This is a genomic window from Chromobacterium sp. W521, from assembly GCF_052805975.1.
In genome coordinates this window covers 53,060-73,724 of the sequence record NZ_JBRBAF010000002.1, presented here as the reverse complement: position 1 = coordinate 73,724, position 20,665 = coordinate 53,060, and the positions used below count along the sequence as shown (strand labels likewise).

Genomic DNA, 20,665 nt, shown 5'->3' with positions numbered 1-20,665 from the left:
TTCAGAGTCTCGCGCACAGGGGCGAGACAAGACGAAAACAGCCGAGGAAGCGAAATGCACATACGGTACATGAGCATTTCGAAGCGGATTTCAACGTCGTATCGCCGAAGCGCGGCAGACTTTGAACAGGTTCTAAAATCGGCGGGCTGAAAAGGACATCCTAACCCGCTTGGAGCGGCGCGCCAAGAGCGCCGGCCCAAGCTTGCAAGAATACGCCGCATGCGGCCCCAGCGGCGCGGCGCTCAGGCCGCTTGCGAGCCGCTGCGGCGGTCGCGCGGGAACACCGCGGAGAACACGCTGCCCTTGTCCGGCTCGCTTTTGATCTCCAGCCGGGCGTGATGGCGGGCCAGCACATGCTTGACGATGGCGAGCCCAAGACCAGTGCCGCCGCTGCCGCGCGAACGGCCGCGGTCCACCCGGTAGAAGCGCTCCGTCAACCGCGGAATATGCTCGCGCGGAATACCGATGCCGGTATCCGCCACGGAGAAGCGCAGCTGCTCGCCCTCTTCCCTCCAGCTCAGCGTGATGCAGCCGCCTTCCGGCGTGTAGCGCACCGCATTGGATACCAGATTGCCAAAGGCCGAATGCAGCTCTTGCGGACTGCCCCACAGCCAGGCGTCGCTGTGCCGGTCCAGCTTGACCTGATGGCGGCCGTGGGACAGGCCTTCGGCTTCCACCATCAGCGTGTCCAACATGTCCTGCATGTCCACTTTTTCCGATACCGTCGCCTTGGGGCTGTTCTCCAGCTTGGACAGGGTCAACAGGTCTTCAACCAGGCTTTGCATGCGCCGCGATTGCTCCAGCATCATCGGCAGAAACTGGCGGAAGGTGGCGTCGTCCACCTGCGGCAGATCGCCCAGCGTCTCCAGAAAGCCGCCCACCACGGTCAGCGGCGTGCGCAGCTCGTGCGAGACGTTGGCGACGAAATCCTTGTGCACGGTTTGCACCCGTTCCAGCTGGGTGATGTCGCGGGTCAGCAGCAATTTGCGGGTGGAATCGAAAGGGACCATCTGCAGCGAGATCACCAGTTCGCGCGGCTGCACGAAATTGAGCACCAGCGGTTGGCTGAAGCGCGCCTCGTTCATATAGGCGTGAAAGGCAGGCTGGCGAATCAGGTTGAGGATCTGATTGCCGACATCCCGCTTGCGGTCCAGACCCAGATGCTCCACCGCCATCGGGTTGATCCATTCGATGCGGTCATGCTCGTCCAGCACCACTACCCCGTCCGGCATCGCCTCGCCGGCGTTGATGAAACGCTCCAGCGCGTGGGTGAGCTTTTTCTGGCTCTGGCTCTGGGTGCGGGTGGTGCGGTACAGGGTCATGAAGATGGTGTGCCAGACGCCGAAACCGTCCGGCACCCGCTCCGGGGTCGGCCGCTGCAGCCAACGCAACAACAACGCGACATGGTAGAGATTGAAGGCCAGCCAGCCGCCCAGGCAGATGGCCACCGCGATCAGTCCGTCTTCCGCCGACGATCCCAGCCAGAAGCCCAGGCCAATGACGGCGGTCGCCAGCAGCGAGGCCAGCGTGCGTTTCAGAAATTCAGGCATCAGGCCTCACTGCTGGGTGGAGAAGCGGTAACCAGTGCCGCGCACAGTCTGGATCAGCGCATCGTGGCCGGTGCCCTCCAACGCGCTGCGCAGCCGACGGATGTGCACGTCCACGGTGCGCTCTTCCACGAATACATGGTCTCCCCACACCTGGTCCAATAGCTGGGAGCGCGAATGCACGCGCTCGGGATGGGTCATGAAGAAGTGCAGCAGGCGGAATTCGGTGGGGCCCAGATCGATGACGCCGCCGTTGCCGGTGACGCGGTGGGTGACCGGATCCAGCCGCAGGCCTTGCACGTCCACCGCGTCGTCGGTCATCTGCGGCGCGCGACGGCGCAGCACCGCTTTGATGCGCGCCAGCAATTCTCGCGGCGAGAACGGCTTGGTGATGTAGTCGTCCGCGCCGGTTTCCAGGCCGGTGATCTTGTCCTGCTCGTCCGAGCGAGCGGTCAACATGATGATGGGCACGTGGCGGGTACGCTCGTCCGCGCGCAAGCGCTTGGCGATGTCCACCCCGCTGACGCCCGGCAGCATCCAGTCCAGCAACACCAGATCCGGCAGCGCGTTGCGCACCAGCGTCAGCGCCGCTTCGGCGGTGCTGGCTCGCAGCACATGGTGTCCGGCCTGCGCCAGGTTGAAGGCAATCAGCTCCTGGATTGCCGGTTCGTCTTCAACAAGCAAGATATTGGCTGGCATGGTTGATCCATTCCCGTTTGAGTGTGTGGCAAGGATAAAAACGGGTGATTACAAAAATATGACATTTCGTCAAACTTTCCCACTTTGGCGCAGATTATTTTAACGCGCCAGCCGTAGACGCCGCTGAAACCAAAAAAAACGGGCCTGTTGCTGTGAACAGGCCCGGAATGGTCGTCGTCAATACAGATTTGATCTGACTAGAGACCAGGGACAAAGAGATCACCAGGACAGTTTCAAATGAGAGCGTTTTGGGACAATTCTCATCCGCAACGGATCTGGACAGGCGAGCCGCGGGACAGTGCGGCCAACCCTGATACGGCCAGCATTTTACGTAGCAAACAGGCGTTTTGATTAGATGGTTGATTGGATTTTCAGCCATTTCACCTTATTTTATATGTTTGTTTCGTCATATTTCCTTATAATCGAAACATGGATAAATTTGATAGAAAAATCATCGCCGCGCTGCACGAAAACGCCCGCATCAGCTTCGCGGAGCTGGCCCGAAGGGTGAATCTGTCGCCGCCGGCGGTGGCGGATCGGGTGAACAAATTGGAGCGCGGCGGCGTGATCACCGGCTACCGCGCCACCATCGATCCCAACAAGGTGGGCATGCCCATCTGCTGCATGATAGAGCTGACGGTCAAACACCTGGAGTACTTCGCGGTGATAGAGGAAATCCGCACCATGCCGGAGATCATCGAATGCATGTCGGTGACCGGCACCAGCGGACTGATGATGAAGGTGGTAGTGGACAATATGCCCACCCTGCAGGCGCTGATCGCGCGGCTGATGCAGTTTGGCGATACCAAGACTTCGATCGTGATCGAGGTTCCAGTGCCGCCGCGGCTGCCGGATTTGCAACAGGACGAATAATCCGGCGCGGCTTTGGGCCTGACAATGAAAAACGGACAGGCGAGCCTGTCCGTTTGAAAGAGCGGAACGCCTGTCGGCGCTTACTTGGCGGCCTGCCAGGCCACTGCCGTATCGATCATGCGGTTGGAGAAGCCCCACTCATTGTCGTACCAGGCCAGCACTTTGACTTCGCGACCGCCGATGACGCGGGTCAGCGTGGCGTCGAAGGTGCTGGACGCCGGGTTGTGCAGGAAGTCGCAGGACACCAGCGGCAGCGTGTTCACGCCAAGCACGCCCTTGAGCGGCCCCTTGGCGGCGTCGCTGATCAGCTGGTTCACTTCTTCCTTGGTGGTGTCTCGGCCGGCGGTGAAGGTCAGATCCACCAACGAGACATTGCTCACCGGCACGCGCACGGCGAAACCGTCCAGCTTGCCTTTCAGCTGAGGCAACACCAGGCCCACCGCGGCAGCGGCGCCGGTTTTGGTCGGGATCATGGACACGGCGGCGGAACGGGCGCGACGCAAATCCTTGTGATCGGTGTCCAGCAACACTTGGTCGTTGGTGTAGGCGTGCACCGTGGTCATCAGGCCGCGCTCGATGCCGATGGTGTCGATCAAGGGCTGCACCATCGGAGCCAGACAGTTGGTGGTGCAGGAGGCGTTGGACACGATGGTCATCGCGCTGCTCAACTGCTGATGGTTGACGCCGTACACCACGGTGGCGTCCACGCCTTCGCCGCCTGGGGCGGAGATCAGCACCTTTTTAGCGCCCGCCTGCAGGTGGGCGCCGGCTTTTTCGCGAGTGGTGAACAAACCGGTGCATTCCATCACCACATCCACGTTCAATTCTTTCCACGGCAGCTCGGCCGGGTTGCGGATGGCCAGCAGCTTGATCTTCTTGCCGTTAACCACCAGGTGGTCGCCGTCCAACGCCACGGACGCGGCGAACGGGCCGTGCACGCTGTCGTAGCGGGTCAGGTGTTCATGCAGCTCCGGCGAGGCCAGATCGTTGATGGCGACAATCTCGATGTCCTGATCGGCATAGCGCTCTTGCCATGCACGCACAATCATGCGGCCGATGCGGCCGTAACCATTGATAGCAACTCGCAACGTCATGATGCATCCTCCAAGTTGAAATGGCGCAAGGTCATCTTCCCGTGCCCTGCGCCACCACTGTCCGCCTGATTCGGCTTGTAATCAACTCGCTACATAAGTAGTGGGCGAATTACCAACATCGCCAGTGCGGAAATTCCGACCAAACTTGCCGTGCGTCAAATTCCACCGGCCGTCGCCCGGCATCGAACAGCGCCTCAGCCCTGCAATACGGCGGCGTAATCGCCGGCGTCGCTATTCAATACTATATGCAATAGCGTGCCGGAAAAGGCGGTAACGCCGCTGGCGCCCAACAGCTGCAAGGCCGCCTGATCAACCAGGGCCGCGTCGGCCACTTCCACCCGCAAGCGGCTGCCGGCCACGGCTTCCACCTTGCGCACATTGTCCGCCCCGCCCAGCGCCGTCAGCCAGCGTTCGCGATCAATGCCCACCACTTCGCCCAAGGCCCGCGCCGGCGCCGCCCCGCTCGTTTGAACGGCGGCCGCGGTTTCAGCGGCGCCCAACGCAACGCGGATTTCGTCGGCAATCAGATCCGCCTCCGGCCCCAGCACGACTTGCACGCTGCCGGCCGCCGGCTTGATCAGGCCGCGCGAGCCCAACGCCTTCAGCGCGGCCTCGCTCACTTTGTCGTTGCTGGCCACTTGCAAGCGCAAACGGGTGGTGCAGGCATCCACCGATTTCAGGTTGGCGGCGCCGCCCAGCGCGGCGATAAAGGCGCGCGCGCGTTCACTGCCGGCCGCCACCGCCGCCACAGTCACCATCGCGTCTTCGCGGCCAGGGGTCTTCAGATCGAATTTCTTGATGAAGAACACGAACAACACGTAGTAGAGCGCGAAGTAGCCGATGCCCACCGGGACCAACAGCAAGGGGTTGGTGGACAAGCCGAAGTTCAGCATGTAGTCGAACAGACCGGCGGAGAAGCCGAAACCCAGCTTGATGTTGAGCGCGTGCATCAAGGCCATGGCTAGGCCGGTCAACACCGCGTGGATGGCGTACAGCGCCGGCGCCAGGAACATGAAGGCGAACTCCACCGGCTCGGTGACGCCGGTCAGCATCGCGGTCAGCGCCATCGAGAACAGCAGACCGCCGACGGCTTGCTTGTTCTCCGGCTTGGCGGTGCGGTACATCGCCAGGCAGGCGGCCGGCAGGCCGAACATCATCACCGGGAAGAAGCCGGACATGAACATGCCGGCCGTCTTGTCGCCGGCGAAGAAGCGGGTCAGGTCCCCGTGCACCACCTTGCCGGCGGCGGCGGCGAAATCGCCCACCTGGAACCAGACGATGGTGTTGAGAATGTGGTGCAGGCCGGTGACGATGAGCACGCGGTTGAGCACGCCGTAGACGAAGACGCCGATCTCGCCGGCGCCGATCAGCCAGCGCCCAACGCTATCGATGCCGACCTGCACCGGCATCCAGACATAGCCCAGCACCGCGCCCAGCAGCAGCATGGAGAAGCCGGTGACAATGGGCACAAAACGCTTGCCGCCAAAGAAGGCCAGGTAGCTGGGCAGCTTGATGTCCTTGTAACGGTTGTACAGCGCGCCGGCCACCAGGCCGGACAGAATGCCGGACAGGACGCCCATATTGAGCTTCTCGTCTATCACCTTGAGTACCGCGGTGATCACCAGATAGCCAATGGCGCCGGCCAGGCCGGAGGTGCCGTTGTTGTCTTTGGCGAAGCCCACGGCCACGCCGATGGCGAAGATCAACGCCAGATTGCCGAAGATGGCGTCGCCTGCCTGAGCCATCATCTTGATGTTGAGCAGGTCCGGCTGGCCCAGGCGCAGCAGCAGGCCGGCCACGGGCAAAACGGCGATCGGCAGCATCAGGGCTCGGCCCAGCTGCTGAATGCCAGCGAATTTATTGTCAGAGGTACTCACGTCTCGTCTCCCAGTGTATGGACGCCGATGGGGGCATGGCGCTCCAGGCTGCTACCTTCTTGTGTGTCTGTGCCGCTCGCTGCCGCGTGTCCCCGCGGCATGCGATTACTTCAAAATCACCTCAAAAACCTTGAACGGCCTTGCGCGCCGGACCGGTCAGGCCTCCGGCCACCATTCGGCGGCCTGCGCGCGCACTTCGGCGGCGGAATCCAGCCTCAAAAGCTGCTCGACGCGCTTGAGGCAAGCCTGCTGATCCAGCGCCCTCACCCTGGCCTTGATCTCCGGCACCAGGCCAGGGCTGACCGATAGTTCGGCCACGCCGAGGCCGATCAGCACCGGCGTGGCCAGCGGGTCCGACGCCAAGGCGCCGCACACGCCCACCCATTTTCCGTGCAGGCTGGCGCCAGCCACCGTGCGTTCTATCAGCCGCAGCAGCGCCGGATGCATTGCGTCCAGGCTGGCCGCCAGCGAAGCGTTGCAACGGTCCATCGCCAGCGTGTATTGAGTCAGATCATTGGTGCCGATGGACAAGAAGTCCGCCTCGGCGGCGAGTTGGTCGGCCAGCAGGGCGGCGGACGGCACTTCCACCATCACGCCCAGCTGCGGCCGTTCGCTCAGCCCCATTTCCTCGGCCAGCGAGTCGATGCGCCGACGCAAACGCCGCAGTTCGCCAACGTCGGCGATCATCGGCACCAAGATGCGCAGCAGGGATAACGGGCGCAACATCAGCAGCGCGCGCAGTTGTTCATCCAGCATCTCCGGATGGGCGAAGCCGGTACGGATGCCGCGCAGGCCCAGCGCCGGGTTAGGTTCCGGCGGCAAGGTCAGATAGGGCACTTCCTTGTCTCCGCCGACGTCCAGCGTGCGGATAATGGCGACGCGGCCCTGCAATTCGTCCAGCACCGCCTGATAGGCGTTGGCCTGCTCGTAGCGGTCCGGCGCGTCCCGACGATCAATGAACAGGAACTCGGTGCGCAACAGACCCACGCTGTCGGCGCCGTAGCGCACCGCTTCGCGCGCGTCCTCTTCGTTGGCGATATTGGCGGCGACTTCAACGCGCACGCCATCCAGTGTCACCGCGGCGCCGTCGGCGTCGGCCCGCATATCGGCGCGGCGGCGCTCTCGCTCCGCCATCGCCTGCCTGGCGGCAGCCAGCGAGGCGGCGGCCGGCGCCGGATCACAGCCGCCTTGGCTCGCATCCAGCAGCACTTCGCTGCCGGCGTCCAGACGCAACACCTGCGGCCCGCAAGCCACCAGGGCCGGAATGCCTAGCGCGCGCGCCAGAATGGCCACATGACCGGTGGCGCCGCCGGCGGCGGACAGTATGCCGGCCACCCGCTCTCGCGGCAGCCGGGTCAGTTCGGAGGGCGCCAGATCTTCGGCCACCAGGATGGAGGCCGGATACAATTCAGGCTCGCTCTGCGCATCGCCCAACAAGGCTTTCAGCACCTGACGTTCAATGTCTTTAAGATCGGCCACCCGTTCGGCCAGCAAGGGGCTGCCCAGGCTGGACAACACCCGGCACTGCGCCCGCACCGCTTGGCGGAAGGCGTAGCCGGCGCTGTGGCCGGCGGCGATGTCTCGTTCCGCCGCGCCCCGTAATTCCGGATCGTCCACCAGCGCCAGATGGGCGGAGAAAATGTCGCTCTGCGAGGTTTGGCCGCGCCGCAGCGCGTCGTCGATGGCGGCGGCGATGCCGGCGCTGACCTCGGTCAGCGCGCGGTTCAGCTGATCGCGCTCGCTGTCCGCATTGACCGCGAACTCCGCCACTTGCGGCTCGAAGGCGTCGAGGCGCACCACCTGGCCGATGGCCAGGCCCGGCGCCGCGCAAACGCCGCCTATCCAGCCGGCCGGCAGCGAACGCGCCGAGGCGCTGGCCAAGGGCGCGGGCGCGCCATGGCCGGACTCTGTGCGGGTTTGCAGCGCGGCGATCACCGCCGCCGCGGCCGCAGCGGCGTCCTCGCCCTGCGCCAACACCGCCACATCGTCGTCCTCGGCCACCCCCAGCCCCATCAGCGCCACTACGCTGCGGGCATTGGCGGCCTGACCATTGAATTCCACCCGTACGCTGGAACGGTATTGACGCGCCGCGTTCTGCACCAGCGCCGCCGGCCGCGCGTGCAGGCCGCCGGCGTGGCGCACCGTGGCCTGACCGCGGCTTTCCGCGCCACTGGCGCTGGGAAGATCGTCTACGGCCTCGCCGCCGGACAGTGTCAGAAACACGCTTTGCCCGGCCTGCTGCCAGCCCTCGGCCCGGCTTTCCAATGCGTAAGCCTCGCCGTTGGCGATCACCACCATGGTCAGCAAGGACGGCGCGCGCCGCGCCACTGCGTCCAGGTCCACTTCGATCAGGGGCTGGCCCTGACTGACTGAGTCGCCGGCCTTGATCAACGGCTTAAAGCCCTCGCCCTCCAGCTTGACGGTATCGATGCCGATGTGGATCAGCACTTCAGCGCCGTTGGCCGCGCGCAAGGTCAAGGCGTGGCCGATGCGCGCCAATTGCGCCACCACGCCGTCGCAGGGCGCCAGCAGGGTACCGGACATCGGCTCGATCGCCAGGCCGTCGCCCATCATCAAACCGGCGAATACCGGATCGGGCGCACGGCTCAGCGGCACGGACGGCCCGTCAAACGGGGCCAGGAGTTCGAGCGTAGCGGACATGGGGGGCGTCTCCATTCTTACTTATGTATCGTCTCCGCGGCCGGCGCCGGTTCCGCTGGGCGCCGTTCGCGACGCGCCCCGATTCGATGGCCGATCAGGGCGCGGTTTCAAGCGTTGCCGGACTCAGCGCGTGCAAGTCACCTTGGACAGATGACGCGGCACGTCCGGATTCAGGCCGCGCGCCTCGGACAAGCGCGCCGCCATCAGATAGAAGCTCTGAATCGCCAGCAAAGGATCCAACGCTTCGTCGTCGGCCAACGCCAGGGTCAGATCCCGGCTGACGATATTTTCCGGCGCGGCCAGCAACACCTTGGCGCCGCGGCCGCGCATTTCCTCGGCCAGATCGATCAAGCCTTGTTGCTCCGGCCCGCGCGGCGCGAAGATCAGCAAGGGATAGCCGTCGTCGATCAAAGCCATCGGACCGTGCTTGATCTCGGCCCCGGAGAAGGCCTCGGCCTGAATCGCGCAGGTTTCCTTGAATTTGAGCGCGGCTTCCAACGCCACGGCGAAGCCCAACCCGCGGCCCACCACCATGATGCGTTCGGCGTCGCGCAAAGCGTCCACCGCCGGCGTCCAGTCCTGGCGCGTGGCTTCGGTCAAACGCTGCGGCAGGTTGGCCAGCGCGGCCAACAGGGCGTCGTCCGCCTGCCAGTGGGCCACCAGGCGCGCCACCGCGGACAAGGAGGTGATGTAACTCTTGGTGGCGGCCACGCTTTTTTCGTCGCCGGCGCACAAGGGCACTACCCATTCGCAGGCGGCGGCCAGCGGCGATTGATGCTTGTTGACCAAGGCCGCGGTGCGCGCCCCGGCGGCGCCCAGCGCCTTCATAGTGTCGATCAGGTCCGGGCTCTGGCCGGACTGGGACAAAGCCACCGCCAGTTGGCCTTTCACCGCCAGCGGCGCGCGGTGCAGCGTCACCAGCGACATCGGCAGGGACACCACCGGCACGCCCAGCCGTTGCATCGCCAGATAGGCGAAGTAATTGGCGGCGTGATCGGAACTGCCGCGTGCAACGGTCAGCGCCAGGCTGGGGCGCTCCACCGCCAGCGCGCGCCCCAGCGCGGCCAGCGCTTCATCGGCGTACATGTGTTGCGCGGCCACCGCCTCGGCGGCGTACAGCGCTTCTTCAAGCATCAACGAGGCCAATTTGTTCTCCCTCTACGTAGACTTGCTGCAAATTCAAATCCGCATCCATCGCCACAATGTCGGCCCAGGCGCCGGCGGCGAGCCGGCCGCGGTCGGCCAGGCCCAGATAGTCGGCCGGGTAAAGCGACAGCCTGTGCGAAGCGTCCGCCAGCGGCAGGCCGATGGACACCAGGTTGCGCAGCGCCTGGTCCATGGTCAGCGTGCTGCCTGCCAGAGTGCCGTCGGCCAGACGCACGCCGCCCATGCATTTGGTCACCGAGTGCGAACCCAACTTGTATTCGCCGTCCGGCATGCCGGCGGCGGCGGTGGAATCCGTGACGCAGTACAGGCGCGGAATCGAGCGCAGAGCGGCGCGGATCGCGCCCGGATGGACGTGGAGCAGATCCGGGATCAGTTCCGCGTATTCGGCGTGGGCCAGCGCCGCGCCCACCATGCCGGGCTCGCGGTGGTGCAGCCCGCTCATCGCGTTGAACAGATGGGTGAAGCCGGACGCGCCCTGCTCCAGGGCCTGCACGCCGTCTTCGTAACTTCCCAGAGTGTGGCCCAGTTGCACCTTGACGCCCTGCTCCGCCAGTTGGCGGATGATGTCCATGTGGCCCGCGATTTCCGGCGCCAGCGTGATCAGCGACACCGGCGCCAGCGAACGATACCAGTCCACCTGCTCCATCACCGCGCGGCAGGCGTCGTCTGGCTGAGCGCCCAGTTTGCCGGGGTTGATGTAAGGGCCTTCCAGATGCACGCCCAGAATGCGGGCGCCGCCGGGCTGGCGTTCGCGACAGGAGGAACCGAGCGCGCGCAGCACCTGCTCAATGTCGATCGGCGGCGCGGTCATGGTGGTGGCCAGCAAGGAGGTGGTGCCGAAGCGGGCGTGCAGCCTGGCCACGCGCTCGGCGGCGCGGCCGCCCTCCATGATGTCGACGCCGCCGCCGCCGTGGACGTGAAGATCGATGAAGCCCGGCAGCAGATAGCGCTCCACCGCGCGCCCGGAGGCCAAGCGCGCGTCTATAGACTCGATGCGGCCATCGGCAGCCAGTTTCAATTCGCCGTCCATCCAGCCGGATTCGGTCAGGATGCGTCCTTGCAGCACTCGGTGTTGGGTCATCGTCTCAGTTCGGCAACAAAATCGTAGTAGTCGTTACGGCAATAGGTATCGGTCAATTCAATCGCGATGTTCTCAGCGTTGAAGCCGATGCGGGTAATCAACAGCATCGCCTCTCCGGGGCGGATGCCGGCCAACGTGGCGATGTCGCCGGAGGCGTTCACCGCGCGGATATGCTGCAACGCGCGCACCACCGAGTGGCCGCTGGCGTCCAGGTGGGCGTACAGCGAGGTGCCCACTTGCTGCGGCTCCGGCAGATAAGCCACCGGCAGCGTCGTCATCTCTATCGCCATCACCACCCCGTCGGCCAGGCGCTGACGCTTCAGCCGCGACACCTGCGAGGTGGGCGACAGTCCCAGCTTGATCACTTCTTCATTGCTGGGCGCGAACACGCCGCGCTCCAGCCACACCGACGACGGCACGAAGCCGCGTTGGCGCAATTGTTCGGTAAAGCCGGTCAGCCTCGACAAGGGCTGCTCCAGTCTTGGCGTGATGAAGGTGCCCGAGCCCTGGCGCCGGCGAATCAGGCCCTGCTCCAGCAGCACATCCATCGCCTTGCGCGCGGTGACGCGCGAAATGCCCAGTTCTTCCGAAAACGTGCGCTCCGACGGCAGCGCTTCGTCCGCCTGCCACCAACCGGCGTTGATGGCGTCGGCCAGTTTCCGCGACAGCTGCAGATACAGCGGCGTGGTCAGGGTTTCATCCGGTTTCAATGCAAGCCAGCGATTTTCCATGGGTTGTCTGCAAGTGGTCTGAAAACCCCAGTGTATAACCTGTCTCCCCGGCTGGCATCTTCCGCGCTGGCGCGTGTCGATTCCGGCCTTACGGCTTACCGCGAACGTTAATACCACATTAATACCACGTCAATACCATTTTATTTGTTCGCATTCTTGTGCGCTTGCTGCATGGCAGCAAAACGACAAACAAATGATTTGGCTGGGAAAATTGCAGGATCACTGCGCATTGACCCGCGGGACAGGTCAGGGAATGAGCGTTTTTTGCAAGAATCAAGCAGATGCAAGACCACACAGTAAGCATGGCAATAGTACCTTTTGCCAAACTTAGATTAAAAATAGTCGTCTTATTTTAAATCATATGTCATTCATATGATGATTGGACTGCCCGGCGAACTGCTGGGCTCTTGCATACCACTCGTAGCTCAAAGGAGTCAGAATGAAACCACAACTGCGCCTTCCCGCCGCCCTCGCCCTGGCTTGCCTCAGTGCGCCGCTATGGGCCCACGGCACCATGGAAGTGCCGATCAACCGCACCTACAACTGCTTCAAGGAGGGCGCGGAATCGCCGAAATCCGCCGCTTGCCAGCAGGCCAAACTCGTAGGCGGCACCCAGGCCATGTACGACTGGAACGGCATCAACCAAAATCCTCAGGGCGACAACCACGCCGCAGTGGTGCCGGACGGCAAACTCTGCGCCGGCGGCCAAGACAAGTTCAAGGGCTTCAACCTGGGCCGCACCGACTGGCCGAAAACCAAGCTGGTGCCGGACGCCAGCGGCAACTACGAGTTCGTTTATCACGCCACCGCGCCGCACTCGACCAAGTACTTCAAGTTCTACGTCACCAAGAACGGCTGGGATCAAACCAAGCCGCTGAAGTGGTCTGACCTGGATCCGCAGCCCTTCCACACCGTGACCGGCAATCCGCCGCTGGACGCCAACAAGCGCTACCACATGGTGGCCAAGCTGCCGGCCGGCAAGAGCGGCCCGCACATCATTTTCAATGTCTGGAAGCGCGCGGACAGCGAAGAAGCCTTCTACTCGTGCTCCGACGTGATCTTCGGCGACGGCACCAACCCGCCGGAACCGCCGCCGGTGACCAATCCGTGGAAGGAAATCGGCAAGGTGACCGCTTATGAAAACCTGCCGAACAACAGCACCGCCACCTTGCGCGTGTTCGACGCCAGCGGCCGCGACGCCGAAACCATCCCGGTCAAACTGGACGCCGTCAGCGGGCAAATGACCAACTGGCCGTATGAGCTGGGCGTGAAAGTGAACGCAACTTCCAAGGCGATTCGCATCGGCGTGATGAATCAGAAGCAACGCACGGTAGGCATCACCCCGGAACATAGCGCCACCGCCAACCGCGTGTATCTGAACGACAACTACAAGGGCTACACCTACCAGATCGACCTGAAGAAGGGCGACGGCGGCATCAACCCGCCGCCGGTGGGCGACACCTGGAAAGAAGGCCTGTCCTACACCGCTGGCCAGATCGTAAGCTATCAGGGCAAGAAGTACCGCTGCCTGCAGCCGCACACCGCCTGGGCCGGCGCGGGCTGGACCCCGTCCACCCAACCCGCCTTGTGGGCGCCGGCTTAAGCCGTACCGCTCGGCGCGCGGGCTAAGAACGTGTTTACGATCTCGCGAGCTAAGGCGAGACAAGGCGAAAGTCGTTGAGAAAGCGGAATGGTCAAGTGGTACATGAACATTTCGAAGACGTTTCCAACGCCCTTGTCTAACAGTCCCGCCAACGCGCAGCAGATCGTAAACAGGTTCTAAGAGCGTGACGCGCTGAACCGCCGGCCTTCCCCCTCTGGGCAGGCCGGCTTCCCCCACCACTCCTGTCGCAGGCCATTCTTTGGATGGCGGCCATCCCATGCCCGCAACGCAGGCAGGATAGCTGCCGCGCGTCGCCTGCCGGGATTCGCTAGAAAGCCGGTTCCGATGGAAACCTCGACCCAGACCTACCCGCCCCTCGCAGCCTGGCTGCACTGGATTTGCGCCGTCATGATCCTGTGGGCGATGATCAGCGGCTTCGCTCTCGCCTCCGGCGCGCTGCCGCCCGCCGTCGCCGCGGCGATTCCGCCGTTCAACGTCGCGCTGACCACCCTGCTAATACCCGTCTTCCTGCTGCGCATTGTCTACCGCGCCAGCTTCCGCATGCCGCCGCCCACCGGCATCCCGCCGGCCAAACACCGGCTGGCGAGCCGCGCCCACGCGCTGCTCTATCTGCTGAGCAGCCTGTCGCTGGCCAGCGGCTGGCTGATGATGGAACGGCCGGTCGATTTGTTCGGCCTGCTCACTCTGCAACCCAGCCTGGAACCAGGCGCGGCCACGTGCGCGCTGGCCAAGCTGCACTTCGTCAGCAATGTTCTGCTGGCCCTGCTGCTGAGCGCCCATATCGGCGCGGTAATCCAGCATCAGCGCAACGGACGCCGCCTGTTACGGCGCATGTCGCTGCTGGCTGGCTAAGAACGTGTTCACGATCTCGCGAGCAAGAGCGAGACAAGGCGAAAACCGCTGAGAAAGCGCAATGTGCCGGCGGTGCATGCAGTCGAAGCGGTGCTCGCCACGCCACGTCTCACGAAGCGCGGCGGACATGCAAGCGCTGCTAGCGCCGCCAGCTGATCAACACCACAGCCGCCACAATCACGCTCATCGCCAACATCTCGTGCAGGCCAATGTGCTCGCCAAGAAAGACCACCCCCAGCAGAACCGCGATCACCGGGTTGACGTAGGCGTAGCTGGTGGCGGCGGCCGGCGACACGGTCTTCAGCAGGTGCAGATAGGCGCTGTAAGCGATGATGGAGCCAAATACCGCCAGGTAGAGCAGAGCCAGCCAGCCGGACAGTGACGGCGTCGCCAGCAGTTTCTCGCCGTAGATCTGGCTGGCCAGCAGCAAAGCCGCACCACCGAAGATCATCATCCAGGCGCTGCCCATTGGTCCCTTTGGCTGAGCCAAATGGCGGCTCCAGGCCGAACCCAGCGCCCAGCCGGCGGAAGCCAGCAACAGCAAGGCCGCGCCGCTGGGGCTGGCCTTCAGATTGGCCCCCATGTTCAACAGCACCATGCCGCACACCCCCAGGCCGATGCCGGCCCACTCCACCTTGCGCGCCTTCTGGCCGAACATGCGCGCGAACAGCAAGGTGAACAGGGGAACGGTGGCGATCACCAATGCGGCCACGCCGGAGGACACATCTTTCTCCGCCACCGTGACCAGGCCGTTGCCCACTGCCGGCATCAATACGCCCAGCAAGGCGGCGCCGCCCAGTTCGCGCGCGTTAGGCATCGGGTATTTGCGCACGCACAAATAAGCCAGCATCAGCCAACCGGCCAAGGAAAAGCGCAAGCCGGCCATCATCATCGGCGGCCAGGATTCCACTCCTATGCGTATGCCCAGGTAAGTGGAGCCCCAGATCACGTACAGGGCGAAGAAAGCGGCTAGGGTCAGCGGGGGAATGCGCGAAAACGGCATGGTGCGGCTCAAGAAAGTGGAACCGAATACCATGCCGTATGGGAATGTCCGTGGCAAGCCCAATTTTGCCGCGGACGCGGCCTGACTTAGCGTGTGGCCAGGCGCTGCAGGATGTTGGAAAACTCTTCCATATAGCTGTCGAAACGGGTGGCCAGCCGATCAACGTCGGTGGCGAAGCGGTTGTAGGCCACCACCGCCGGAATGGCCGCGAACAGGCCGATAGCCGTGGCCACCAGCGCCTCGGCGATGCCCGGCGCCACGGTGGACAAGGTGGCCTGACCAGCGTTGCCCAGGCCGATGAAGGCATGCATTATGCCCCACACCGTGCCGAACAGGCCGATATAGGGGCTAACCGAGCCCACTGTGGCGAGGAAGGAGGTATGGCTGTCCAGGGCGTCCAGCTCGCGCTGCGCCGCCGCCTTCATCGCGCGGCGCGAGCCGGCCATGATGTCCGACAGCTCGGTGCCGTTGCGGCCGCGAAGCTTCAAAAACTCGGCGAAGCCGGACTGAAAGATGCGCTCCATGCCCACCGTGTCGCTGCGGCGGCTGGCGTCTTCGTACAGTCGGTTCAGGTCCGCGCCGCTCCAGAAATTGCGCTCGAACTCGTCGCTATTGCGCCGCGCCGCGCGCAGCACCGAGATCTTGTTGAAGATCAGGGCCCAGGACAGCACCGACATCAAGGCCAGGCCGGCCATCACCAGTTGCACCATCAGGCTGGCGTCCAGGATCAGGCTCAGGAAGGAAATCTGTTGCACGGCAACTCCTCTTGTAATCGCCAGGCTCAGCGCAATACGCGGCCTGTTTCCAAATCAATGATGGTGGACGGTTTGCGCCGCTTGCCGATACGCCCCGGCAGGGTCAACACCCGTTGGCGGAACGCCTCGCGACAGGCGCGCGCGCTCTTCAACGATTGCTGGCCGGCGCGGTTGGCCGAAGTGGACACCAGCGCGGAACCCAAGGTGCGACACAAGGCCGCAGCCTCCCCATGCGCTGTGACGCGCACGGCGATCTTGTCGTGTTTGCCGCGCAAGGCCGGCGGCACTCGACGCGAAGCCGGCAGCAAAAAAGTATATGGACCGGGCCAATAGCGCGCCAGTTCCGCGTATTGGGCGGCGGTCAAAGGACGGATCAGGTGGCGGATCTGGGACACGTCGGCCGCGATCACGATCAGCCCTTTGTGATTGGGCCTGGCCTTGATCGCCAGAATTTTGCGGATGGCGCGCACATCCAACGGATTGCAGCCTAAGCCGTAGCAGGACTCAGTGGAATAGGCGATGACCTCGCCTTGCTTCAAGGCCGCGCGGGCCTGCTGTTGCAGGGCGCGGCCGGGCAGACGGGGCAAGGGCCGCACCCGGCCTGGCGTGAACTTCATGATGGACGGCGATGCGAAAGTAAAGCCGCATTGTACCGCTGTCCGCGGCGGCGACCTAGCGCTTCGATGCCCGGTCGTCGATATCCTCCGGCGCCGGCCGCCAGGCGTAGCAGCGCCAGGACGGCTGTTCCTCGCCGAACTGCTTCAACCAGTACGCCAGCCGGCACCAACAGCGGCGCTCATGACGCAGGAAATGCATCATCCTGCGCCGCCAGCTTCCTGCTTCCAGCGCTGCCGCCGGCGCGATGTGATTGTCGGTCATCATCTATTCTCCTCGACATCAGACTCAGTCTCCGGCCAGCAGCAGGCCGGCCTTCATCTGTCGCTTCCAAATCTAGGAGAAGCCGCATTAAGCCAATGTCGAATTTTCGACGACGGCTGCAAAAATGCTATAAATCCGCATCTTCCCCTCCCCCGGTCTGCACCGATATTTTTAAGCAGTTGGAACCTAGCCAAGCTGTCGATATCATTCATTGAAGTCCATAAGCAGCGTATTGAATATTTTTGCCACCCTCTTGCCGTCCTACCTTCCTGAGGCGGCAATGACCCCATTTCTTGATTCAGGCCATTGAAAGAACGAACGTTATGAGCATTTTGGTAACCGGCGGCGCCGGCTTCATCGGCGGCAATTTCGTGCTGGACTGGCTGGCGCAGAGCGATGAGCGCATCATCAACCTCGACGCGCTGACCTACGCCGGCAATCTCGACACGCTGAAAACGCTTGAACAGGACACGCGCCACGTTTTCGTGCGCGGAGACATCGGCGACCACGCTCTGGTCAGCGCCCTGCTGGCCGAGCACCAGCCGCGAGCAGTGATCAATTTCGCCGCGGAAAGCCACGTCGACCGCTCCATCCACGGGCCGGGCGACTTCATCCAGACCAATGTGGTGGGCACCTTCAATCTGCTGGAAAGCGTGCGCGGTTACTGGAATCAGCTGCCCGCCGAGGAGCAACGGGGCTTCCGCCTGCTGCACGTATCCACCGACGAGGTCTACGGCACGCTGGGGCCCGACGACGCGCCATTCTCCGAACGCCACCGTTATGAGCCCAACAGCCCCTACTCAGCTTCCAAGGCCGCGTCCGACCACCTGATCCGCGCGTGGCACCACACCTACGGCCTGCCGGTGCTGACCACCAATTGCAGCAATAATTACGGCCCTTATCATTTCCCGGAAAAGTTGATTCCTCTGGTCATTCTCAACGCACTGGCCGGCAAGCCGCTGCCCATCTATGGCGACGGCAGTCAGGTGCGCGACTGGCTCTACGTCAAAGACCATTGCTCCGCCATCCGCCGCGTACTGGAAGCCGGCGTGCCCGGCGAAACCTATAACGTCGGCGGCTGGAACGAAAAAACCAATCTGGACGTGGTGAAGACCATCTGCGCGCTGTTGGACGAACTGGCGCCGCACGCCGACCCGGCTCGCCGCTATGCCGATCAGATCGCCTTTGTCGCCGACCGGCCCGGCCATGACCGCCGCTACGCGATAGACGCGCGCAAGCTGGAGCGCGACTTGGGCTGGAAACCACAGGAAACCTTCGATAGCGGCATCCGCAAAACCGTGGCCTGGTATCTGCAACATCAAGACTGGGTGGCCAACGTCAGCAGCGGCGCCTATCGCGACTGGGTGAACCGGCACTATGGCTGAGCGCGAACCCACCATATTGCTGACCGGAGTCAACGGCCAGCTTGGTCATCAGCTGCGGACCGCGCTGGCGTCGCTGGGCAATATCGTCGCGTTGAACCGGACCGAACTGGACCTGAGCCAGACCGACAACATCCTCCAGGCACTGGAGCGCCACCAGCCCAACATCATCGTCAACCCCGCCGCTTACACCGCCGTGGACCGCGCAGAAAGCGAAGTGGAGCAGGCCCGCTCGGTCAACGCCGCCGCGCCGGCGTTGCTGGCGCAATGGGCGGCGAGGCGACAAGCGCTGCTGCTGCATTACTCCACCGACTACGTGTTCGACGGCGCCGGCGAACGGCCTTGGCGCGAGGATGACCCGGCACGGCCGCGCTCGGTCTACGGCCAAAGCAAATGGGAGGGCGAGGAGGCGGTGCGCGCCGCCGCGCCTCGGCATTTGATCCTCCGCACCAGTTGGGTGTTCGGCGCCCACGGCGGCAATTTCCTCAAAACCATTCTGCGGCTGGCCCAGGAGCGCGACAACTTGCGGGTGGTCGCCGATCAGATCGGCGCGCCCACCTCCACCGCGCTGATCGCCAACGTGACCGCGGCGCTGCTGCGCGACTATCTGCGCAAGCCGGCCGATTTCGCCTACGGCAGCTACCATCTGGCGGCGCAGGGTGAAACCAGCTGGCACGGCTACGCCCGCTTCCTGGTCGCCGAGGCGGAAAAACTCGGCTTCCCGCTGCGGCTGTCGCCCGCCGACATCACGCCCATCGCCACCGCCGACTACCCATTGCCGGCGCCCCGCCCCGCCAACTCCCGGCTCGACTGCGCCAAGCTGCAGCGGACCTTCGGCCTCACGCTGCCGCGCTGGGAAAGCGGCGTCGAGCAAGTGCTGGCCGAACTGGCCGCCCAACCGCAACAGAAAGACATCCAATGACTCTGGCACGCAAAGGCATCATCCTGGCCGGCGGCTCCGGCACCCGGCTCTATCCGGCCACCATTTCGGTCAGCAAGCAATTGCTGCCCATCTACGACAAACCGATGATCTACTATCCGCTGACCACGCTGATGCTGGCCGGCATCGACGAGATCCTGATCATCTCCACTCCGCAGGACACGCCGCGCTTCGAGCAGTTGCTGGGCGACGGCAGCCAATGGGGCATCCGACTGCAATACGCGGTGCAGCCCAGCCCGGACGGCCTGGCCCAGGCCTTCATCATCGGCGAGGATTTCCTGGCCGGCGCGCCGTCCGCCTTGGTGCTGGGCGACAACATCTATTACGGTCACGACTTTTCCGCCTTGCTGCAAGAAGCCAACGCCAAACGCAGCGGCGCCAGCGTGTTCGCCTACCGCGTCAACGACCCGGAGCGCTACGGCGTGGTGGCCTTCGACGCCGACGGCAAGGCGTTGTCCATTGAGGAAAAGCCGACGCAGCCCAAATCCAATTACGCGGTGACCGGCCTGTACTTCTACGACGAGCAGGTAGTCGACATCGCCAAGTCCATCAACCCCTCCCCTCGCGGCGAGCTGGAGATCACCGACGTCAACAACGTCTATTTGCAACAGGGACAGCTATCGGTGCAAACCATGGGCCGCGGCTACGCCTGGCTGGACACCGGCACCCATGAATCGATGCTGGAAGCCAGCCAATTCATCGCCACCATTGAAAGCCGTCAGGGCCTGAAAGTGGCCTGCCCGGAAGAGGTGGCTTACCGCTCCGGCTGGATAGGCGACGAACAGGTGCGCCAACTAGCCAAGCCGCTGCAGAAAACCGGCTACGGCCGTTATCTGCTGGCGATGCTGGATCAGCCAGTCTATTGATACCGACGAGCAGCGCATGAACATCATCGACACCACTATTCCCGACGTCAAAATCATCGAGCCCGCCGTGTTCGGCGACGAGCGCGGCTTCTTCTTCGAAAGCTTCAATCAGCAGTGCTTCGAAGCCGCCGTCGGCCGCTCAGTCCGCTTCGTTCAGGACAATCACAGCCGTTCGGCCAAAGGCGTGCTGCGAGGCCTGCACTACCAATTGGCGCCGCACGCTCAAGGCAAGCTGGTCCGGGTGGTTGAAGGCGAGGTCTTCGATGTCGCCGTCGACATCCGCCGCGACTCGGCCAGCTTCGGTCAATGGGTGGGCGTACGCCTGTCCGCCGCCAACAAGCGTCAGCTATGGGTGCCGCCGGGCTTCGCCCACGGATTCCTCACTCTGTCGGACAACGCCGAATTCCTGTACAAGACCACGGATTACTGGTTCAAGGACCTGGAGCGCGCCATCGCCTGGAACGACCCGGAGCTGAACATCGCCTGGCCGCTGGACGAAGAGCCCCAACTATCGCCTAAGGACGGCGCGGCGCCTGGCCTGCGCCTGGCCGAATTAGGCTGAGCCGGACCCAAGCCCGGAAATGCAAACAGCGCCGCGAACGGCGCTGTTTTTGCTTCAAACGACGGGGCTCAG

Annotated in this window: 19 protein-coding genes; 7 read left to right on the top strand and 12 right to left on the bottom strand. The window is 63.8% G+C overall.

What is annotated here, in order from left to right; all coding sequences use genetic code 11:
- Positions 1 to 242: 242 nt before the first annotated feature.
- Both phoR and phoB read right to left on the bottom strand, forming a co-directional pair.
- Positions 243 to 1,550 carry a phosphate regulon sensor histidine kinase PhoR gene (phoR, locus tag ACUXV1_RS02730; protein ID WP_019101331.1) on the bottom strand — a complete coding sequence of 436 codons (1,308 nt, stop codon included), beginning with the start codon at positions 1,548 to 1,550 and terminating at the stop codon, positions 243 to 245.
- 6 nt (positions 1,551 to 1,556) lie between these two features.
- Positions 1,557 to 2,246: a phosphate regulon transcriptional regulator PhoB gene (gene phoB / locus ACUXV1_RS02725; protein WP_446014710.1), complete on the bottom strand. Its 690-nt coding sequence runs from the start codon at positions 2,244 to 2,246 to the stop codon at positions 1,557 to 1,559.
- 429 nt (positions 2,247 to 2,675) lie between these two features.
- Here phoB and ACUXV1_RS02720 point away from each other — a divergent pair, with 429 nt between their 5' ends.
- Positions 2,676 to 3,119 (top strand): Lrp/AsnC family transcriptional regulator, encoded by a 444-nt coding sequence (locus tag ACUXV1_RS02720; RefSeq protein ID WP_043636809.1) that lies wholly within the window; start codon positions 2,676 to 2,678, stop codon positions 3,117 to 3,119.
- A gap of 80 nt (positions 3,120 to 3,199) precedes the next feature.
- On the opposite strand, the gene gap is transcribed toward ACUXV1_RS02720, so the two are convergent.
- The 6 genes from gap to ACUXV1_RS02690 all read right to left on the bottom strand — a co-directional run bounded on the left by gap (position 3,200) and on the right by ACUXV1_RS02690 (position 11,730).
- Positions 3,200 to 4,213 (bottom strand): type I glyceraldehyde-3-phosphate dehydrogenase, encoded by a 1,014-nt coding sequence (gap, locus tag ACUXV1_RS02715; RefSeq protein WP_019100281.1) that lies wholly within the window; start codon positions 4,211 to 4,213, stop codon positions 3,200 to 3,202.
- 194 nt (positions 4,214 to 4,407) lie between these two features.
- The gene (gene nagE / locus ACUXV1_RS02710) at positions 4,408 to 6,090 is read right to left on the bottom strand and encodes an N-acetylglucosamine-specific PTS transporter subunit IIBC (RefSeq protein ID WP_446014711.1); all 1,683 of its coding nucleotides are present in this window, start codon (positions 6,088 to 6,090) and stop codon (positions 4,408 to 4,410) included.
- Between the two features lie 156 nt (positions 6,091 to 6,246).
- The gene (gene ptsP, locus ACUXV1_RS02705) at positions 6,247 to 8,751 is read right to left on the bottom strand and encodes a phosphoenolpyruvate--protein phosphotransferase (RefSeq protein ID WP_446014712.1); all 2,505 of its coding nucleotides are present in this window, start codon (positions 8,749 to 8,751) and stop codon (positions 6,247 to 6,249) included.
- Between the two features lie 123 nt (positions 8,752 to 8,874).
- Positions 8,875 to 9,897 (bottom strand): SIS domain-containing protein, encoded by a 1,023-nt coding sequence (locus ACUXV1_RS02700; RefSeq protein WP_043589504.1) that lies wholly within the window; start codon positions 9,895 to 9,897, stop codon positions 8,875 to 8,877.
- A complete protein-coding gene (gene nagA / locus ACUXV1_RS02695) occupies positions 9,878 to 10,999 on the bottom strand; it encodes an N-acetylglucosamine-6-phosphate deacetylase (protein WP_107732092.1) in 1,122 nt (373 codons plus the stop codon). The genes ACUXV1_RS02700 and nagA overlap by 20 nt, the downstream gene beginning before the upstream one ends.
- Positions 10,996 to 11,730 (bottom strand): GntR family transcriptional regulator, encoded by a 735-nt coding sequence (locus ACUXV1_RS02690; RefSeq protein WP_019101073.1) that lies wholly within the window; start codon positions 11,728 to 11,730, stop codon positions 10,996 to 10,998. Before ACUXV1_RS02690 ends, nagA begins: the two co-directional genes overlap by 4 nt.
- Positions 11,731 to 12,169: 439 nt before the next feature.
- Here ACUXV1_RS02690 and ACUXV1_RS02685 point away from each other — a divergent pair, with 439 nt between their 5' ends.
- Both ACUXV1_RS02685 and ACUXV1_RS02680 read left to right on the top strand, forming a co-directional pair.
- Positions 12,170 to 13,333 (top strand): lytic polysaccharide monooxygenase, encoded by a 1,164-nt coding sequence (locus tag ACUXV1_RS02685; RefSeq protein WP_043636802.1) that lies wholly within the window; start codon positions 12,170 to 12,172, stop codon positions 13,331 to 13,333.
- Between the two features lie 345 nt (positions 13,334 to 13,678).
- Entirely contained in the window at positions 13,679 to 14,206 is a 528-nt protein-coding gene (locus tag ACUXV1_RS02680) for a cytochrome b/b6 domain-containing protein (RefSeq protein WP_446014714.1), read from the top strand.
- A 139-nt stretch (positions 14,207 to 14,345) separates the two neighbouring features.
- On the opposite strand, the gene yedA is transcribed toward ACUXV1_RS02680, so the two are convergent.
- From yedA to ACUXV1_RS02660, 4 genes are all read right to left on the bottom strand, one after another.
- On the bottom strand, positions 14,346 to 15,209 hold the full coding sequence (gene yedA, locus ACUXV1_RS02675) for a drug/metabolite exporter YedA (protein ID WP_114152148.1): 864 nt from the start codon (positions 15,207 to 15,209) through the stop codon (positions 14,346 to 14,348).
- Positions 15,210 to 15,295: 86 nt separating this feature from the next.
- Positions 15,296 to 15,964: a protein TolQ gene (gene tolQ, locus ACUXV1_RS02670; RefSeq protein WP_043636798.1), complete on the bottom strand. Its 669-nt coding sequence runs from the start codon at positions 15,962 to 15,964 to the stop codon at positions 15,296 to 15,298.
- Positions 15,965 to 15,990: 26 nt separating this feature from the next.
- A complete protein-coding gene (locus ACUXV1_RS02665) occupies positions 15,991 to 16,581 on the bottom strand; it encodes an L-threonylcarbamoyladenylate synthase (protein WP_081554421.1) in 591 nt (196 codons plus the stop codon).
- A gap of 55 nt (positions 16,582 to 16,636) precedes the next feature.
- Complete coding sequence (locus tag ACUXV1_RS02660) at positions 16,637 to 16,846, bottom strand: hypothetical protein (RefSeq protein ID WP_043636795.1); 210 nt, start codon at positions 16,844 to 16,846, stop codon at positions 16,637 to 16,639.
- Between the two features lie 302 nt (positions 16,847 to 17,148).
- Between ACUXV1_RS02660 and rfbB the strand changes: the two genes are divergently transcribed.
- The 4 genes from rfbB to rfbC are packed head-to-tail and all read left to right on the top strand — an operon-like array spanning position 17,149 to position 20,593.
- Entirely contained in the window at positions 17,149 to 18,228 is a 1,080-nt protein-coding gene (gene rfbB, locus ACUXV1_RS02655) for a dTDP-glucose 4,6-dehydratase (RefSeq protein ID WP_370551754.1), read from the top strand.
- Positions 18,221 to 19,147, top strand: coding sequence for a dTDP-4-dehydrorhamnose reductase (rfbD, locus tag ACUXV1_RS02650; protein ID WP_446014715.1), 927 nt, complete (start codon positions 18,221 to 18,223; stop codon positions 19,145 to 19,147). Before rfbB ends, rfbD begins: the two co-directional genes overlap by 8 nt.
- Positions 19,144 to 20,031, top strand: coding sequence for a glucose-1-phosphate thymidylyltransferase RfbA (gene rfbA / locus ACUXV1_RS02645; RefSeq protein ID WP_446014716.1), 888 nt, complete (start codon positions 19,144 to 19,146; stop codon positions 20,029 to 20,031). Before rfbD ends, rfbA begins: the two co-directional genes overlap by 4 nt.
- 16 nt (positions 20,032 to 20,047) lie before the next feature.
- On the top strand, positions 20,048 to 20,593 hold the full coding sequence (gene rfbC, locus ACUXV1_RS02640) for a dTDP-4-dehydrorhamnose 3,5-epimerase (protein ID WP_446014718.1): 546 nt from the start codon (positions 20,048 to 20,050) through the stop codon (positions 20,591 to 20,593).
- Positions 20,594 to 20,665: the final 72 nt, after the last annotated feature.

Bases quoted from the DNA above. Each gene is read 5' to 3' on its own strand.
- ACUXV1_RS02685 (WP_043636802.1), top strand. From the start codon at position 12,170: ATGAAACCACAACTGCGCCTTCCCGCCGCCCTCGCCCTGGCTTGCCTC.
- gap (WP_019100281.1), bottom strand. From the start codon at position 4,213: ATGACGTTGCGAGTTGCTATCAATGGTTACGGCCGCATCGGCCGCATG.
- ACUXV1_RS02660 (WP_043636795.1), bottom strand. From the start codon at position 16,846: ATGATGACCGACAATCACATCGCGCCGGCGGCAGCGCTGGAAGCAGGA.
- yedA (WP_114152148.1), bottom strand. From the start codon at position 15,209: ATGCCGTTTTCGCGCATTCCCCCGCTGACCCTAGCCGCTTTCTTCGCC.
- rfbC (WP_446014718.1), top strand. From the start codon at position 20,048: ATGAACATCATCGACACCACTATTCCCGACGTCAAAATCATCGAGCCC.
- ACUXV1_RS02680 (WP_446014714.1), top strand. From the start codon at position 13,679: ATGGAAACCTCGACCCAGACCTACCCGCCCCTCGCAGCCTGGCTGCAC.
- phoB (WP_446014710.1), bottom strand. From the start codon at position 2,246: ATGCCAGCCAATATCTTGCTTGTTGAAGACGAACCGGCAATCCAGGAG.
- ACUXV1_RS02720 (WP_043636809.1), top strand. From the start codon at position 2,676: ATGGATAAATTTGATAGAAAAATCATCGCCGCGCTGCACGAAAACGCC.
- ACUXV1_RS02690 (WP_019101073.1), bottom strand. From the start codon at position 11,730: ATGGAAAATCGCTGGCTTGCATTGAAACCGGATGAAACCCTGACCACG.
- ptsP (WP_446014712.1), bottom strand. From the start codon at position 8,751: ATGTCCGCTACGCTCGAACTCCTGGCCCCGTTTGACGGGCCGTCCGTG.
- phoR (WP_019101331.1), bottom strand. From the start codon at position 1,550: ATGCCTGAATTTCTGAAACGCACGCTGGCCTCGCTGCTGGCGACCGCC.
- rfbA (WP_446014716.1), top strand. From the start codon at position 19,144: ATGACTCTGGCACGCAAAGGCATCATCCTGGCCGGCGGCTCCGGCACC.
- ACUXV1_RS02665 (WP_081554421.1), bottom strand. From the start codon at position 16,581: ATGAAGTTCACGCCAGGCCGGGTGCGGCCCTTGCCCCGTCTGCCCGGC.
- nagA (WP_107732092.1), bottom strand. From the start codon at position 10,999: ATGACCCAACACCGAGTGCTGCAAGGACGCATCCTGACCGAATCCGGC.
- rfbD (WP_446014715.1), top strand. From the start codon at position 18,221: ATGGCTGAGCGCGAACCCACCATATTGCTGACCGGAGTCAACGGCCAG.